At 71.0% G+C, this 15,806-nt stretch carries 16 protein-coding genes; 12 read left to right on the top strand and 4 right to left on the bottom strand.

Annotation, left to right across the window (positions count from 1 at the left end; all coding sequences use genetic code 11):
- Nucleotides 1-89: 89 nt before the first annotated feature.
- Nucleotides 90-737, bottom strand: coding sequence for a response regulator (locus AOK23_RS21175; protein ID WP_055714265.1), 648 nt, complete (start codon nucleotides 735-737; stop codon nucleotides 90-92).
- Complete coding sequence (locus AOK23_RS21170) at nucleotides 722-1,942, bottom strand: sensor histidine kinase (RefSeq protein ID WP_055714264.1); 1,221 nt, start codon at nucleotides 1,940-1,942, stop codon at nucleotides 722-724. The genes AOK23_RS21175 and AOK23_RS21170 overlap by 16 nt, the downstream gene beginning before the upstream one ends.
- 108 nt (nucleotides 1,943-2,050) lie before the next feature.
- Here AOK23_RS21170 and AOK23_RS21165 point away from each other — a divergent pair, with 108 nt between their 5' ends.
- The 3 genes from AOK23_RS21165 to AOK23_RS21155 all read left to right on the top strand — a co-directional run bounded on the left by AOK23_RS21165 (nucleotide 2,051) and on the right by AOK23_RS21155 (nucleotide 5,978).
- Nucleotides 2,051-2,818 (top strand): ABC transporter ATP-binding protein, encoded by a 768-nt coding sequence (locus AOK23_RS21165; RefSeq protein ID WP_240496482.1) that lies wholly within the window; start codon nucleotides 2,051-2,053, stop codon nucleotides 2,816-2,818.
- On the top strand, nucleotides 2,818-5,235 hold the full coding sequence (locus tag AOK23_RS21160) for an ABC transporter permease (RefSeq protein WP_055714262.1): 2,418 nt from the start codon (nucleotides 2,818-2,820) through the stop codon (nucleotides 5,233-5,235). Before AOK23_RS21165 ends, AOK23_RS21160 begins: the two co-directional genes overlap by 1 nt.
- A gap of 155 nt (nucleotides 5,236-5,390) precedes the next feature.
- On the top strand, nucleotides 5,391-5,978 hold the full coding sequence (locus tag AOK23_RS21155; protein WP_055714261.1) for a hypothetical protein: 588 nt from the start codon (nucleotides 5,391-5,393) through the stop codon (nucleotides 5,976-5,978).
- Nucleotides 5,979-6,166: 188 nt separating this feature from the next.
- Here the strand turns inward: AOK23_RS21155 and AOK23_RS21150 are convergent, their stop codons facing one another.
- Together AOK23_RS21150 and AOK23_RS21145 are read right to left on the bottom strand one after the other, a co-directional pair.
- Nucleotides 6,167-6,979 (bottom strand): hypothetical protein, encoded by an 813-nt coding sequence (locus AOK23_RS21150; RefSeq protein ID WP_055714260.1) that lies wholly within the window; start codon nucleotides 6,977-6,979, stop codon nucleotides 6,167-6,169.
- A gap of 271 nt (nucleotides 6,980-7,250) precedes the next feature.
- Entirely contained in the window at nucleotides 7,251-8,084 is an 834-nt protein-coding gene (locus AOK23_RS21145) for an ATP-grasp domain-containing protein (RefSeq protein ID WP_055714259.1), read from the bottom strand.
- A gap of 152 nt (nucleotides 8,085-8,236) precedes the next feature.
- Here AOK23_RS21145 and AOK23_RS21140 point away from each other — a divergent pair, with 152 nt between their 5' ends.
- The 9 genes from AOK23_RS21140 to AOK23_RS21100 form a co-directional block, all read left to right on the top strand.
- Nucleotides 8,237-9,223 carry an SMP-30/gluconolactonase/LRE family protein gene (locus tag AOK23_RS21140; protein WP_055714258.1) on the top strand — a complete coding sequence of 329 codons (987 nt, stop codon included), beginning with the start codon at nucleotides 8,237-8,239 and terminating at the stop codon, nucleotides 9,221-9,223.
- A 90-nt stretch (nucleotides 9,224-9,313) separates the two neighbouring features.
- Entirely contained in the window at nucleotides 9,314-9,796 is a 483-nt protein-coding gene (gene crcB, locus AOK23_RS21135) for a fluoride efflux transporter CrcB (RefSeq protein ID WP_055714257.1), read from the top strand.
- Complete coding sequence (locus tag AOK23_RS21130) at nucleotides 9,793-10,191, top strand: DUF190 domain-containing protein (RefSeq protein WP_055714256.1); 399 nt, start codon at nucleotides 9,793-9,795, stop codon at nucleotides 10,189-10,191. Before crcB (AOK23_RS21135) ends, AOK23_RS21130 begins: the two co-directional genes overlap by 4 nt.
- Nucleotides 10,188-10,562: a fluoride efflux transporter CrcB gene (crcB, locus tag AOK23_RS21125; protein ID WP_055714255.1), complete on the top strand. Its 375-nt coding sequence runs from the start codon at nucleotides 10,188-10,190 to the stop codon at nucleotides 10,560-10,562. Before AOK23_RS21130 ends, crcB (AOK23_RS21125) begins: the two co-directional genes overlap by 4 nt.
- 95 nt (nucleotides 10,563-10,657) lie before the next feature.
- Nucleotides 10,658-11,491, top strand: coding sequence for an undecaprenyl-diphosphate phosphatase (locus AOK23_RS21120; RefSeq protein ID WP_055714254.1), 834 nt, complete (start codon nucleotides 10,658-10,660; stop codon nucleotides 11,489-11,491).
- 164 nt (nucleotides 11,492-11,655) lie between these two features.
- The gene (locus tag AOK23_RS21115) at nucleotides 11,656-12,333 is read left to right on the top strand and encodes a FadR/GntR family transcriptional regulator (RefSeq protein WP_055714253.1); all 678 of its coding nucleotides are present in this window, start codon (nucleotides 11,656-11,658) and stop codon (nucleotides 12,331-12,333) included.
- The gene (locus tag AOK23_RS21110; RefSeq protein WP_055520787.1) at nucleotides 12,330-13,772 is read left to right on the top strand and encodes an amino acid permease; all 1,443 of its coding nucleotides are present in this window, start codon (nucleotides 12,330-12,332) and stop codon (nucleotides 13,770-13,772) included. Before AOK23_RS21115 ends, AOK23_RS21110 begins: the two co-directional genes overlap by 4 nt.
- A gap of 8 nt (nucleotides 13,773-13,780) precedes the next feature.
- Nucleotides 13,781-14,833, top strand: a complete 1,053-nt coding sequence (locus AOK23_RS21105) for an asparaginase (protein ID WP_055714274.1) — start codon at nucleotides 13,781-13,783, stop codon at nucleotides 14,831-14,833.
- A 101-nt stretch (nucleotides 14,834-14,934) separates the two neighbouring features.
- The coding region (locus tag AOK23_RS21100) for a lyase family protein (RefSeq protein WP_240496481.1) at nucleotides 14,935-15,806 on the top strand (872 nt) is incomplete at its 3' end.

Raw genomic sequence — 15,806 nt, 5'->3', positions numbered from 1 at the left:
GGCATCGGCATCGAGCGACGAACGTCGCGGTGAATCCTTCGGCTACGCCGGTCCGCCCTCCCTGCCACCGGGGAGGGCGGGGATTCGCGTCATGCCCGCAAGAAGGCCAGGACCGCCAGGACCCGTCGGTGGCCGTCGGTGTTCACCGGTAGGTCCAGCTTGTTGAAGATGTTGCCTATGTGCTTGTTGACGGCCGCCTCGCTGATGAACAGGTGGGCCGCGAGGTTGGCGTTGGTGCGGCCCTCCGCGATCAGCCCGAGCACCTCGCGCTCCCGGGCGCTCAGTCGCTCCAACGGGTCCTGGCGCAGCCGGACCAGCTGCTGGATCGCTTCCGGGTCGACCACCGTCCCCCCGGCGGCCACCCGCTCGATCGCGGCCGTGAAGTCGGCCACCGCGCCCACCCGTTCCTTGAGCAGGTAGCCCACCCCGGCCCCGCCGCCCGAGTCCAGCAGCCGCAGCGCGTAGGACCGCTCCACGTACTGGCTGAGGACGAGCACCGGAAGCCCGGGGAACTCCTGGCGCAGCTTGACCGCGGACCGCAGCCCGTCGTCGCTGTGCGACGGCGGCATCCGTACGTCGGTGACGATCAGGTCCGGCCGCTCGGCACGTGCCGCCTCGACCAGCGCGTCGGCGTCCCCGACTGCCGCCACCACCTCATGGCCGACCCGTTCGAGCAGCCCGACCAGGCCCTCGCGCAGCAGAACGGCGTCCTCGGCCACGATCAGGCGAAGCGACACGGAACCTCCACATGCAGCAGGGTGGGACCACCCACCGGGCTCGACACCCGCATCCGCCCGTCGAGCGCCGTGACCCGGTCCGCGAGCCCGGTCACACCGCTGCCCGCCTCGGGATCGACGCCGCCGTGACCGTCGTCGGTGATGTCGAGGACCAACAGGTCGGAATGGTAGCGACCGCGTACCCGGGCGCTGGTGGCCCCACTGTGTCTGGCGATGTTCGTCATCGCCTCGTTGATCAGGTAGTACATCGTCGTCTCGACTTTCCTGGGCAGCCGCTCGGGCAGCCGCAGGTCCACGGTCACGGGGATCGGGAACCGGCCGGCGTAGTCCTCGATCGCCGCGACCAGTCCGTGATCGGCGAGCACCGGTGGGTTGAGCCCCCGGATCAGGGTCCGCAACTCCTGGTGGACGGTGGAGAGTTGTTTTTCCGCCTGGGTCAGCAGCTCGGCCTGGGGGGAGCCCTCGGCGACCTCGAGGCGCATCAGACCCAGTGTCATCCCCAGCGAGACGAGCCGCTGCTGTGCCCCGTCGTGCAGATCGCGCTCGATGCGCACCCGCTCGGCGTCGAAGGAGTCGAGCAGCCGTGACTGCGAGGCGCGCACCTCGCGCAGCTCCTCCCCGAGTTCCTTGTCGCGCGGGGCGAGGAAGGTGCGGGACATGGCGGCTCGCGCACCCGCCCACGAGGTCACCGTGTAGGGCGAGGCGAGCAGCACGATCGCCCCGAACACCGTCCAGGGCCAGGTTTGGCCGTCCGTCGAGGCGATGGTCACGGCGGGTACGCCGAAGGAGAAGCCGAGTACCAGCAGGTCCAACCACCACAGCGCCGCCGCCGACAGCAGCGTGAACATCAGCTCCCGCCATGTCGCCTGCTCCTTCAGCCGGGTGGCGACCCAGGCGCGCGGGCCGGGGCCGTCCGGGGCACGGTGCGGGTCGGGCAGATGGTCCAGGTCCACCAAGCGCAGCCGACGGCGCTCCACCGCGGCCACCACGGTGGAGGCCAGCACCAGGCCGACCAGGGGCGCGACGCCGATCAGCACGACGAGCAGGGCGATCCCCGCGGCCAGGCCCAGTGCGAAGACCAGCACGGCCGCGGCGCCGACCACGACGCCGCCGGTCAGATAGGCCAGCGACCGCCAGGGCCAGCTCGAGGTCAGGAAGCCCAAGGGACGCTGAGACATGGCCTGCCAGGCCGTTGTGGGAGGCATGGGCTCACCGTAGCCCGGCCGTTCGAGCGCCGCGGTAGAGCTGCCTCTACCTTCGGAGTAGAGCGTGGATCAGTGCGTCGTCGGCCCTCTGAGCAGTGGAATCGACGCATGACGACAATGAGGCGAACCCCCGTGCAGGACACGGTCGAACTCCACGGTGTGCGCAAGGTCCACGGCATCGGTGGACGCCAGGTGACCGCCCTGGACGGCGTGTCCATCGGCTTTCCGCGCGGCTCCTTCACCGCCATCATGGGCCCCTCCGGATCCGGGAAGTCGACCCTGCTGCAGTGCGCGGCCGGGCTCGAGCAGCCGACCGACGGCCGGATCGTCCTCGCCGGCGTGGACATCGGTCGGCAGAACGAGAGGGAGCGGACCCGACTCCGCCGTGACCACGTCGGATTCGTCTTCCAGGCCTTCAATCTGGTGGAGTCCCTGACGGCGGCGCAGAACGTCGAGCTGCCGTCCCGGTTCGCCGGCCGCAGGGTCAGCCGCGAGCAGGTCGCGCACGCCCTCGCCGCGGTCGGTCTGGCCGAACGCGCCGGGCATCGACCCAGTGAACTCTCCGGCGGTCAACAGCAGCGCGTCGCCCTCGCCCGGGCCCTCGTCACCCGCCCCGACGTCCTCTTCGCGGACGAGCCGACCGGCGCCCTGGACACCGTCACCTCCCGCGATGTGCTCCGGATGATGCGGACGCTGGTCGACCGGGAGGGCCAGACCACCTTGATGGTCACGCACGACCCGGTGGCGGCGTCCATGGCCGACGTCGTGGTCTTCCTCAAGGACGGGCAAATCGTCGACCGCATTCCGCTCGACCGTCACTCCGGCGGCGACAACGCCGCCGCGATCGCCGCCCACATGACCCGGCTGGAGGCGTGATGCTGATCCTCGCGAACGTACGCGAACGCTGGTCCGCTTTCCTCGGAGCCTTCGTCGCCCTCCTGGTCGGCGTCGCCCTGATCACGACCACCCTGGTCGTCTACGACTCCGCCCGGCCCGAGGTCCAGCCCCGCTACACCGGCACCGCCGCCCTGGCCCTGCCCCAGCGGGCCGTCGACGCCGACGGCAGCCCCGAGGACCGGATGCCGTGGAGCAAGGCCGAGGCCGAGCCGCTGGTGGCCGGACTCGACAAGGTCCCGGGCGTGGCCGACGCCGTCGTGGACCGCTCCTTCTACGCCCAGGCGATCAAGCACGGCACACCCGTCACCGACGAGGGCGCCCTGGAGTCCGGACACGGCTGGGGCAGCGCGCGGACGGCGCCCTACAAGCTGGTCTCCGGCCGCGCCCCGAGCGCCGCGGACGAGATCGTGGTGGATCACGCCCTGGGCGCGGCCGTGGGCAGCGACCTGACCGTCAACATCACTCAAGGCCGACGGCAGTTCACCGTCGTCGGCACCACGGACGGCCCCGGCTACTACTTCAGTGAGGCGTTCGCCGCGCGGCAGCAGCCCGGTGTCCGCGCCATCGCGCTGGTCGCCGAGGAGGGAGCCGACACCGGCGCGATCGTCACCGCCGCGAAGAAGGTGCTCGGCGACAAGGGTGAGGTGGTCTCCGGCGACGGCCGGTCCGAGCTGCAGCCGCAGTACATCGAGCACAAGCGCTTCCTGGGCGTGCAGCTCATCAGCGCCATGGCCGTCCTCGGCCTGTTCACCACGGTGTTCGTGGTCGCCTCCGTGCTGGTCCTGGCGACCGGGATGCGGCGCCGCGAGATCGGCCTGCTGCGCACCATCGGTGCCGCACCCCAGCAGGTCAAGCGCGTGATCATCGGCGAGGCCGTGGTGGTCGGCCTGCTCGGCTCGATCGGCGGCTGCGCGGCCGGCGTGGCCACCGCCCCGCTGCTGCACTCCCTCCTCGACGGTCTGGGGGTGGCCCCGCCCGGCATGGAAGTCACCGTCACCGCCTGGCCGTTGCTCACGGCCTCCGTGATCGGTGTCGGTGTCAGTGTGATCGGTGCCTGGACCGCCGGCCGCAGGGCCGCCCGGGTCGCCCCCATCGAGGCCCTCCTGGACAGCCGCTCCGCCAACGAGGTCATGGGGCGGGGCCGTTGGATCGCCGGTCTCGCGGTCCTCGGTACCGGTGTACTCCTCGCCATCGGCACCGCCACCTCCAGTGCCGACAACCGCATCAACATGGCGATCTTCGCCACCATGACGCTGATCGTCGCGGCCGCTGTGCTGACCCCCGTGTTCATCGGGCCCGTCGTCCGGTTCCTGACCGCCCCGTTCCAGCGCGGCGGCTCCGCGGGCCCGGTCCTCATTCGAGCGGAACTGGTCGCCAACCCGCGCCGTGCCGCCTCCCTGGTGGCGCCCGTGATCGCCGCCGTCGGCTTCACGGTCCTGCTCAGCGGCATGGTGGAGACCATGCGGGTGGCGTACCCGGCGGGCGAGGCCCTGAAGGTCTCGGGTCAGACGATCGTCACCCCGGACGGCACGCCCGGGAACACCGACGAGGTCGTCGCCGCCAACCCGGTGGGCAAGGCCGCCCTGCCGACCCGCGCCTTCGTGCTGAAGGACAGCGAGACCGACGAGAACGCGGAGCAGGCCGAGAACACGGCCGACGCCACCGTCCTGGACGTCCTGGGCAGCCGGGACCCTCGGTGGAGCAAGCCGGGCGAGGCCGTCCTCGGCGAGAGCACCGCCGGGGCCCTGGGTCTGAAGAAGGACCAGAACGTCTCGGTCCGGTTCGCCGACGGCAAAGTCGTGACTCTGCGCGTCGGGGCGGTCCTGCCCGACGACCCGGCTCGCGGTGACTTCGTGGTCGCCCGAGGTCTGGTCCGGGTCCATGACCCGGCCGCGCTCACCGACGACATCTTCGTCCCCGGTGACGCCAAGGCCACCGACGCCGTCCCCGGCACCGCGCTGCACGACGCCGCCGAGTACGCGCTGGCCGACTACAACACCGACGCCGAGCTCACCGACAGCCTCGCCTCCATGCTCATCGTGCTCGCCGTCGGCTACAGCGTCATCGCCGTGGTCAACAGCATGGCCATGGCCGCCCACGGCCGGCGCCGCGACTTCGAGGCGATGAGGACCGCCGGTGGCACCGTCCGCCAACTGCTGCTGATCTCGGCGGGCGAGACGGCCCTGGTCGTCGCCCTCGGCGCCGCGCTCGGTGTGCTGGTGACGCTGGCCCCGCTGGCGGGCATGGCGGCCGGCCTCTCCGAGACCACCTCGTCCGACGTGAGCCTGCACCTGAACACCGGCGCCATCGCGACCGCCGTCGCCGGCACCCTGCTGGCGGCCGTGGTGGCCGGGATCGCGGTCACCACGAAGACGATGCGGAGGCAAGCGGCGTAAGGGATACGCAGACGGCCACGGGGAGGGGGGAGAGTAACCGCCTCCACGGTTGTCCGTCGCGAGGTGCGGAGGGCGCGGGCTCACCGCCGAGCTGAGGGGCTTCGACGGGGAGCCGGCTTTGTCGGCGGCCGTGGGGAGGTGGATAGCGTGCGGGTATGGCGATGACGACGAAGCGGCGGGTCCTCTACCGGCAGGGGACCGGGTTCTGGCGGATGACGATGAAGTGGGTGCTGGTCTTCGGGGCCCTGTACCTGTTGGACGGCGGACTGTTCCGGTCGTGGGGCGACGCTCTGGTATGGCCGATGATCGGGGTCTTGCTGTGGGTGCCGTTCGGGGTCGGCGTGGTCTGGTATCCGAAGAAGGACCAGCGGGTCGTGCTGACGACGCGTGAACTGCGGGTGAGGCGTAAGCGGCTGCCGATGGAGAAGGTGAACCTGCTGCACGTGGCGAGGCTGTGGCTGGAGGGCCGGTCGACCGCGGACGACCAGCCGGTGCTGGAATGGCCACGGTTGGACCGGGTGGTGTGGGTGCCGTTGCAGGACGGCCGGGCGTTCGGCGTGGAGTTTCGCGACCCGGCCGCGTTCGCCAAGGTCTTCGGCGCCTTCGCGGTCGAGGCGTGCGGCGGACCGGACATCGTCCGCGCGAGGGCGGCCGCGGAGAACTACCCGCAGCCGCGTCCGATGCGGGCCCGCCCAGCGGACGACGACGGCTCCTGGACAGACCTCCTGGACGTCTTCAACTGACGGCCGGAAAGGCCCGGTAGGTGCAGAGCGCCGGTCCTGAGCACTCCGCGTCCTCAGGGCGATGTTCAGTCAGCCAGTCACCTTGAGGGCTGATGAACAGATGGTCATAGCGCTTTCGGAAACGGGCCCGTAGGCCCCGGCGACGGGTCACCACCGCGCACGGTGGTGACCCGTCGTTTTCTGGAGCGCTACGGACGAGGCAGCGAGGTGTTGATGATCGGGAGCGTCTGGTGCGCGCCCGCCACGTAGAAGTCCCTCGGAGCCGTGCGCAGCGCGAACGTGTCGTCGTAGCCCGAGACGCGCACGGACATCACGAAGAAGCCGTCGTCCTCGGTGGTCGTCCTCACGTCGTACTCGCTCTCCCAGTTGGTCTGCAGGAAGACTTCGGTGCCCCCGGGTTCGACCCCCTTGGGGAGGGTGACCTTGCCCTGAACGGTGAGGATGTCGCCCGCCTTCACCTTCTTCTTGTTGACCTTGTAACTGACGGAACTGGACTTGGCCTTGGCTGTCACGCTGGGGTCGGCGTAGTAGCCGTCCTGCGGGGTGTTGAGGTCACCGTCCTCGTCGTAGAAGGCCGTGATGTCCACGTTGCGCTGGGCGTTGAGCAGGCTGCTGCCGGACACGTGGTCGATGTTCACGTTGCGGATGGTGAACTTGCCGTTGGCGTCGGTGACCGGCTTGCCCAGGTCGCGCGGCTCGTAGTAGTTGGGGTCGATCGGGTCGCCCCACGGATTCCAGGTGGTGAAGCGGATGACCTCCTGGACGGTGACGGGGATGTGGGGCGCCGGGGTGCCGTCGGCCTTGGTGACGGTGCCGGTGACGTCGACGCGGCGTCTGTCGTAGCCGGTGCTGGTCGGGTTGGTGCTCACGTTCAGCACGTAGGCGTCGTCGGCAGAGGCGCCCGAGGGCTTTGCCGCGGCGGTGGGTGCGGACAGGACGCCTGCGGTGAGCAGGAGGGCGGCGGTGGCGACAAGCCGTGTGGGCAGGGACTTCCTGGGCACGAGTCAACTCCGAGTTCGGTCGGGACTGGAGGAGTCGCGCCGGGCGGCACCGGTTCCGCCGCGGCGCAGGTGTGCGACACACCGGGTTCGACCGACGGGGTGGGGCGGGAGTTGCACCGCGGAGCCGCAGTTACACGGTTGTGGCACGACGCGGTTCTGCGCGGGTCGCGAGTTCACCTGGACGTCGGCTGCGGGCCACCCCGGACCGGTCGGCAGCACCATCGCCCGACGGAGAACGCCCAGCGTCTCGGCGTACGGCCCCTCCGGCCGTTCAGTGATCGGCGGCGCGCAGGAAACCGCGCAGGGAGCCGGCCATGGCCTCGACGAAGGCGTCCCTGGTGGACTCGGGGACGCGGTCCAGGGACAGATACGGGTTGAGGTCCTCCAACTCGACCAGCAGCAGATCGCCCTCCGGGGTCCGGCACGCGTCCACCCGCTGGATGCCGTGGTCGAGGGTGTTCCAGTCGATGAACCGCCGGGCGAAGGCCAGGTCGGCCTCCTTGGGCGCATAAGGCTCCAGGACCCAGCGCCGCTCAGGGTCGGGGGCGTGAAGGGCGTACTGGAAGGTGTCGTCTACGTAGTAGAAGGACACCTCGTAGCGGAAGTCGACACGCGGCTGCACCAGCACGTCGTCCCAGGTCAGATCCGCCAGTTCGGCGCCGGTCACGAAGCGCAGGCCGATCGAGTCGGCGCCGGCCCTCGGCTTCGCCACATAGACGTCGGCCTCGGACAGCCGGCCGAGGTCCTCGGGCCGGTCGACGGTGGGGATCACCGGGAACCCGGCCCGTGTGAGGTCGAGCAGATACTGCTTGCCGTCCATGTCGCCCCGGCCGGTCAGCGGGTTGTAGACCGGGGTGCCGCTCGCCGCCGCCCGCTCGCGGAAGGCGTCGTACTCCCGCCGGTAGTGCAGCACGGGCCCGCTGTTGCGCACCACGACGGCGTCGAAGCCGTCCATGAGGGCCGCCGCGTCCAGGGGGTGGCACAGGGCGAGGTCGAACTCCGCGCGCAACCGCGACGTGAGGAAGACGTCCTCGTCGCCGTAGCGCCGGCCGCGGGCCGGGTAGGCCAGATCCGTCACGTACAGCAGGCGGGGGCGAGCGGGCACGGCACAACCTCTCCGATCGGTGGGGCCCAACCTAACCCGAGGTCGCGGACACGGGAGCGGCAGCCTGCGAGGATGGGCCACCGACCCGAGGACCACCACGACCGGACGACCACGACCGGTCCACCACGACCGGACGACCACCGGGAGGCGACATGGCGGGCACGACGCGTACCGCGCACGAACGGAACACCGGCCTCGTACCGCGCGCGTTCGTCGGGATCGGCGGACGCGGACCCGAGGACGTCGTCGCCGACGACCGGGGTCGGGTGCTGACCGGCGTCGAGGACGGCCGGGTCCTCAGGCTGGAGGGCTTCGCCGAACCGGGGCGGGCCCGCGTCGAGACGATCGCCGACACCGGCGGCAGGCCGCTCGGCCTCGAACTCCTGCCCGACGGCGACCTGTTGGTGTGCGATGCCGAGCGGGGCCTGCTGCGGGTCACCACCGGCGACGGCACCGTTCGCGTCCTCGCCGACGAGGCGGGCGGCGAGCGGCTGCGGTTCTGCAGCAATGTGGTGGCCCTCACCGACGGGACGGTCTACTTCACGGTCTCCACCCGCCGCCACCCCCTCGACCGGTGGATCGGCGACATCGTCGAACACACGGGGACCGGGCGGCTGCTGCGCCTCGCACCGGGGGAGAAGGAGCCCGAGGTGGTTCTCGACGGGTTGCAGTTCGCCAACGGCCTCGCCCCCTCCGCCGACGAGTCGTTCCTCGTGGTCGCCGAGACCGGCACCCGCCGGCTCCTCCGCCACCGGCTCACCGGACCGAGGGCGGGCACCGCCGAACCGTTCGTCGAGGACCTGCCGGGCTCGCCCGACAACATGTGGCGCGGCCCCGACGGGCTGATCCGGGTGGCGCTCGCCGGGCCGCGCATCGCCGCGCTCGACCTGCTCCACCGCGCTCGACCCGCCGTGCGCCGGGCCGTGAGCCGGGTCGCGGTGCGGGCGCCGTACCGCCCCCTCGGCTTCGCCGGGGTCGTCACCGTCGACGATCGGGGCGGGATCGTCCACACGGCCGTCGACCGCCACTCCCGGTTCCGCATGGTCACCAGTGCCTGCGTGGCCGACGGCCGCCTCGTCCTGGGCAGCCTGTGGGAACGCGGCGTCGCGGTGTGCGAGCTGCCGGGGGCGGGCGACTGAGCCGCCGTCCGGCCCCCGCGTTACGCTGTCGACCAGCCGCGATCCGCCGGGCGGCGCGGCGGTGCGGACGCGAGTAGGAGACGTACGCACATGACAGTCCCGCACTCGGACAGGGCCGAAGCCGCCGAGGCCCCGGCCACTCCGCGGACCCCCGCCCGCCGGCCGTCCCCGTGGCACGGCCAGGGGCCCGTCGTCGCGGTGGTCGCCGTCGGCGGCGGCATCGGCGCTGCGGCCCGCTACGGCGCGTCCCAGCTCTGGCCCACCGAGCCCACCGGCTTCCCCTGGACCACGTTCTGGGTGAACGTCGTCGGCTGCTTCGTCATCGGCCTCTTCATGGTCGTGATCACCGACGTGTGGGCGGCCCACCGCCTGGTCCGGCCCTTCTTCGGCACCGGTGTGCTCGGCGGCTTCACCACCTTCTCGACCTACGCCGTCGACATCCGGAACCTGGTCGGCGAGGGCCACCCCCGCACCGCCCTCGCCTATCTCGCCGCGACCCTCCTGGCCGCCCTCGCGGCGGTCTGGCTCGCGGCCACCACGGCACGCCTGACCCTGGCACGGAGGCGACGATGACCCCTGACACGGCGGACCACCGGACGCGGCCCCGGCTCACCGGGCCGGCCCTGCGCCTGACCGTCCTGATCGGTGAGCAGGACACCTGGCACCACAGGCCGCTCTACAGCGAGATCGTGCACCGGGCGCACATGGCGGGCCTCGCCGGCGCGAGCGTGTTCCGGGGCATCGAGGGCTTCGGCGCCTCCTCGATCGTCCACACCTCACGACTGCTGTCGCTCAGCGAGGAACTGCCCGTCGCGGTGGTCGTCGTGGACACCGAGGAACGCGTGCGGGCCTTTCTTCCGGAACTGGCGGACCTGGTCCCCGACGGGCTGGTGACGCTCGACGCATGCGAGGTCGTCGCCCCGGCCGCCCCCGCCGGAACACATGAGGAAGGTAAGAGAACGTCGTGAACTGGGTGCTGGTCGTCGTCGGCGGCATGGTCGGCGCACCGCTGCGCTATCTCACCGACCGGGCCGTGCAGTCCCGGCACGACACGGTCTTCCCCTGGGGCACCTTCACCGTCAATGTCGTCGGCTCCCTGGTCCTCGGTGTGCTCACCGGTGCCGTGGCCGCCGGCGCCGCCGGCTCCGACCTGCGACTTTTCCTCGGCACCGGACTCTGCGGGGCGCTCACCACGTACTCGACCTTCTCCTACGAGACCCTGCGGCTCGCCCAGGACGGCGCCCGCCTGCACGCCGCCCTGTACGTGATCGGAAGCGTCGCGGCGGGGCTGGGCGCGGCCTTCGCCGGCGTGGCACTGGCCGAGGCCCTCTGGAAATGAGCCGCGGCGCACTCGTCCAGCTGTTCAGGGCCCTTACCCGGCTGTAGTACGACACTGCCTGTCGTCGCGTCCTCCGCTGAGCAGAACTGGACCACATGAGCGCCATCACCGTCGGTCAGGCCGTCGTCCTCGGAGCGGTGGAAGGGGTGACCGAGTTCCTGCCGGTGTCCTCCACGGGCCATCTGAAGATCACCGAGGGGCTCATGGGGATCCAGGTCGAGGACCGCGCGGTCGTCGGGTTCTCCGCGGTCATCCAGGTCGGCGCCATCGCCGCGGTGCTCGTGTACTTCCGCAAGGACATCGCGCGGATCTCCGGCGCCTGGATCCGGGGACTGTTCGACGCGGGGGAGCGGCAGCAGCGCGACTACCGGTTCGCCTGGTGGGTGATCGCCGCGACCGTCCCCATCGTGCTCGTCGGGCTGCTCGCCCGGCCGCTGATCGAGGGGCCGCTCGCCTCGCTGTGGGTGGTGGCCGGGTCGCTGATCGGCGGCAGCGCGGTCATGTGGGCCGCGGAGCGGGTGGGACGGCACAAGCGCGGGGAGGGCGACACCTCCTTCCGGGACGCGATGCTGGTCGGCGGTTCGCAGATCCTCGCTTTGCTGTTCCCCGGCTTCTCCCGCTCGGGTGCCACCCTGTCCACCGCGCTGCTGCTCGACCTGGACCGGGTCGCCGCCACCCGGCTCTCCTTCTTCCTCGGCATCCCGGCCCTGACCGGCGCCGGGCTCTATGAGCTGAAGGACGCCCTCGGGGCCGGTGTGGGCGCCGCGCCGCTCCTCGTGGGAACGGCCGTCTCGTTCGCGGTCGCATACGCCTCGGTGGCCTGGCTGTTGAGGTTCGTGACCCACAACTCCCTCAACGTCTTCGTGGCGTACCGGATCGTCGTCGGTGTGCTGCTGTTCGGGCTGCTCGCGGCGGGTGGCCTCAGCTGACGACGGCCCCGGCGCCCGACCGTCGGAGGGTGATCCACCGTCCGACCAGCGCCAAGATCGAACCGGTCACCCCTTGACAGCCCCGTCCCGTCACCCGCAGGATCACCCCCGTGAACCTGTCAGACAGCCAGACAGGTGGCTCGGCACCCCGGCGCGTCAGCGCCATGGAAGCGGTGCTCACCCACCTTCGCGGCGCCATCGAGCGCGGCGAGTACGCCATCGGTGACAAGCTCCCCTCCGAGGCGGAGCTGTGCCGGCAGCTCGAAGTGAGCCGCCCGGTGCTCCGTGAGGCACTGCGCGCCCTCCAGGTGATGGGACTGACCCAGTCCCGCACCGGCAAGGGCACCTTCGTGATCGCGAACGCCGTCGAGGACCCCACCTTCGGCGACTACGCGGCGAGCGACCTGCTGGAAGTGCGTCGGCACGTGGAGATCCCGGTCGCCGGCTACGCGGCGGTCCGCCGTACCCCGGAGAACCTGGACCACCTGGCGCACCTCCTGGACCGGATGGAACGGGAGACCGACACCACCGCCTGGGTCGCGATGGACACGCTGTTCCATCTGGCCGTGGCGGAGGCCGCCCAGAACCCGGTGTTCCGCCGGGTCATCGAGGAGATCCGGGACGCACTGGCGCGTCAGTCGGCCTTCCTCAACGAACTGGGCGGCCGTCGCGAGCAGTCCAACAGGGAGCACCGGGCCATCGTCGAGGCACTGATCGACGGTTCCGAACACGACGCGGTGGAGGCCATGTCCCACCACCTCGACCGCGTCGAGACCACCCTCACCGACATCGTGCGGTCCCCACGCACGACCAGTTCCACGGAAGGCGGACCCGAGGCGTGAGCGAGCAGCACCTCAAAGAAGAGACGCGCACACCGGCCGCACCCCATGTCGACGCGGGCGACGAGGGCTACAGCAAGTCCCTCAAGGCCCGGCACGTCAACATGATCGCCATCGGCGGTGCCATCGGCACCGGCCTCTTCCTCGGCGCCGGCGGCCGACTGGCCGACGCCGGCCCCTCCCTGTTCATCGCGTACGCCGTCTGCGGCGTCTTCGCGTTCCTCGTCGTCCGCGCCCTCGGCGAACTGGTCCTGTACCGGCCCTCGTCCGGCGCCTTCGTGTCCTACGCCCGGGAGTTCCTCGGCGAGAAGGGCGCGTACACGGCGGGCTGGATGTACTTCCTGAACTGGGCCACCACCGGTATCGCCGACATCACCGCGGTCGCCGTCTACACCCACTACTGGGGCATGTTCTCGGACGTACCGCAGTGGGTGATCGCGCTCATCGCGCTCGCGGTGGTCCTCACCGTGAACCTGATCTCGGTGAAGATGTTCGGCGAACTGGAGTTCTGGTTCGCGATCATCAAGGTCGGCGCGCTCGTCGTCTTCATGTGCATCGGCATCTTCCTGCTGGTCACCCAGCAGCCCGTCGACGGTCACAACCCCGGCCCCGCCCTGATCACCGACAACGGCGGTGTCTTCCCCAACGGCATCCTGCCGATGCTGCTGATCATCCAGGGCGTCGTCTTCGCCTACGCCTCCGTCGAGCTGGTCGGCGTCGCCGCCGGCGAGACCGAGAACCCCGAGAAGATCATGCCCAAGGCGATCAACTCGATCATGTGGCGTGTCGGCCTGTTCTACGTCGGCTCCGTCGTCCTGCTCTCGATGCTGCTGCCCTGGTCCTCGTACAAGGCCGGCGAGAGCCCCTTCGTGACGGTGCTCTCCAACATCGGGGTCCCCGCGGCCGGCGGCATCATGAACCTGGTCGTCCTCACCGCGGCGATGTCCTCCCTCAACTCGGGCCTGTACTCCACCGGCCGCATCCTGCGCTCGATGGCGATGTCCGGCTCCGCCCCGAAGTTCACCGGCGTGATGAGCCGCAGCCAGGTCCCCTACGGCGGCATCCTGCTCACCAGCGGCATCTGCGTCCTGGGCGTCGGCCTCAACTTCGTGGTCCCCGCCGAGGCGTTCGAGATCGTGCTCAACTTCGCCGCCATCGGCATCATCTCCACCTGGGGCATGATCATGATCTGCCACCTGCTCTTCTGGCAGAAGACCAAGAAGGGCGAACTGACCCGGCCGAGCTACCAGCTCCCGGGTTCCCCCTGGACCGAACTCGTGACGCTCTTCTTCCTCGCGTCCGTGCTGGTCCTCATGTACGCCGACGGCGGCGCGGGCCGCACGACGGTGCTGTGCGTCCCGCTGATCGTGGGCGCGCTCGTGGCGGGCTGGTACGGCATACGCGGCCGGGTCGCCCGGAAGTCGACCGGAGCGGATGCGTGAACCAGGCAGTGACGTACCACCCCACGACCACCGGCGCCCCGGGTACCCCCGCGGCTCCGGTGGCCGCGGCCCCCGCGATCCGGGAGCCGCTCCACGCCCCCGTCGCCCACCTCGTACGCGGTGGGGTCATCGAGGGCATCCACTACGGCTCCGTCGTGGTGCTGGGTGCCGACGGGGAGGTGGAACTCCAACTCGGTGACATCGAGGCGGCGTTCTACCCCCGGTCGGCGCTCAAGCCGGTCCAGGCCGTGGCCATGCTGCGCGCCGGGCTGCCCCTGGACGGCGCATTGCTGTCGCTGACCGCGGCCAGCCACTCCGGCGAGGAACGCCACCTCGCCGGAGCCCGGCGCATCCTGGAGCTGGCCGGCGCCACGGAGGACGACCTGCGCAACGTCGCGGACATGCCGTACGGCCCCGCCGTGCGCGACGCGTGGATCCGGGACGGGCGCCGGCCCTCCCGGCTGGCGCAGAACTGCTCCGGCAAGCACGCCGCCATGCTCTACACGTGCAAGCTCAACGGCTGGTCCATCGACGACTACGTCGACCCCGCGCACCCCTTGCAGCAGGCCATCGCCGAGATCGTCGAGGACCTCACCGGGCAGGCCATCGCCCGGGTGACCGTCGACGGCTGCGGCGCCCCCCTGTTCTCCGTCTCCCTGCACGGGCTGGCCCGTGCCCTCGCCCGGATCACCACCGCCGCCGAGGGCACCCCCGAGCGTCAGGTCGCCGACGCGATGCGCGACCACGCCGAGATGGCCTCCGGCGCCGGGCGCGACGTGGCCGCGCTGATGCGTGCCGTGCCCGGACTGCTCAGCAAGGACGGCTTCGAGGGCGTCCAGGTCGCGGCCCTCCCGGACGGCCGCGCCGTCGCCGTGAAGATCGCCGACGGCGCCGACCGGGCCCGGGTCCCCGTCACGGCGGCGGCCCTCGCCCGCGTCGGCGTCGACCCGGTCGCCCTCGCCGAGTTCGCGGGCGCCCCGCTGCTCGGCGGCGGCGACGTGGTCGGCCACGTCCGCCCGGCCCGCGCCCTGGACCCCCTCACCCCCTCCTCGTACGTCTGACCACGTCGTACGCCTTGAGCACCTCGTACGGCCCAAGCACGTCGTACGCCCGAAGCACCTCGTACGTCTGATCCACCTCAAAGAAGAGGACCCGTACCGCGATGACCGCCGCAGTCACCCGCAGCGAACACGACCTGCTCGGCGACCGGGACGTTCCCGCCGACGCGTACTGGGGTGTCCACACCCTGCGCGCCACGGAGAACTTCCCGATCACCGGCATGCCGATCTCCGCGTACCCGCATCTGATCGAGGCGCTGGCCGCGGTGAAGGAGGCCGCCGCCCGCGCGAACGAGGAACTGGGCCTGCTCGCCCCCGAGAAGGCGGCGGCGATCATCGCCGCCTGCCGCGAGATCCGCGACGGCAAGCTGCACGAGCAGTTCGTCGTCGACGTCGTGCAAGGCGGTGCGGGCACGTCGACGAACATGAACGCCAACGAGGTCGTCGCCAACCGGGCGCTGGAACTCCTCGGCCACGCCAAGGGGCAGTACGAGTTCCTGCACCCGAACGAGGACGTCAACCTCGGCCAGTCCACCAACGACGTCTACCCGACCGCGGTCAAGATCGCGACGGTGTTCGCGGTACGGGGACTGCTCAAGGCGATGGCGGTCCTCCAGGACTCGTTCGCCCGCAAGGCGGTCGAGTTCCGCGACGTGCTCAAGATGGGCCGTACCCAGTTGCAGGACGCGGTCCCCATGACGCTCGGCCAGGAGTTCTCCGCGTACGCCGTGATGATCGAGGAGGACCGGTCCCGACTCTCCGAGGCGGTCGAGTTGATCCATGAGATCAACCTGGGTGCCACGGCCATCGGCACCGGCCTCAACGCGCCCGCCGGATACGCCGAGTCGGCGCGCCGTCATCTCGCGGACATCACCGGGCTGCCGCTGGTGACGGCCGCCAATCTGGTCGAGGCGACGCAGGACTGCGGCGCGTTCGTGCAGATGTCGGGCGTGCTCAAGCGGATCGCGGTGAAGCT

This window comes from Streptomyces torulosus, assembly GCF_001419765.1.
GTDB lineage: Bacteria > Actinomycetota > Actinomycetes > Streptomycetales > Streptomycetaceae > Streptomyces > Streptomyces torulosus.
This window is presented reverse-complemented; position numbering and strand designations above follow the sequence as displayed.

Coding starts and splice junctions, on each gene's coding strand:
- AOK23_RS21170 (WP_055714264.1), bottom strand. CDS start 1,942: ATGCCTCCCACAACGGCCTGGCAGGCCATGTCTCAGCGTCCCTTGGGC.
- AOK23_RS21165 (WP_240496482.1), top strand. CDS start 2,051: ATGACGACAATGAGGCGAACCCCCGTGCAGGACACGGTCGAACTCCAC.
- AOK23_RS21160 (WP_055714262.1), top strand. CDS start 2,818: ATGCTGATCCTCGCGAACGTACGCGAACGCTGGTCCGCTTTCCTCGGA.
- AOK23_RS21155 (WP_055714261.1), top strand. CDS start 5,391: ATGGCGATGACGACGAAGCGGCGGGTCCTCTACCGGCAGGGGACCGGG.
- AOK23_RS21140 (WP_055714258.1), top strand. CDS start 8,237: ATGGCGGGCACGACGCGTACCGCGCACGAACGGAACACCGGCCTCGTA.
- crcB (WP_055714257.1), top strand. CDS start 9,314: ATGACAGTCCCGCACTCGGACAGGGCCGAAGCCGCCGAGGCCCCGGCC.
- AOK23_RS21130 (WP_055714256.1), top strand. CDS start 9,793: ATGACCCCTGACACGGCGGACCACCGGACGCGGCCCCGGCTCACCGGG.
- AOK23_RS21120 (WP_055714254.1), top strand. CDS start 10,658: ATGAGCGCCATCACCGTCGGTCAGGCCGTCGTCCTCGGAGCGGTGGAA.
- AOK23_RS21115 (WP_055714253.1), top strand. CDS start 11,656: ATGGAAGCGGTGCTCACCCACCTTCGCGGCGCCATCGAGCGCGGCGAG.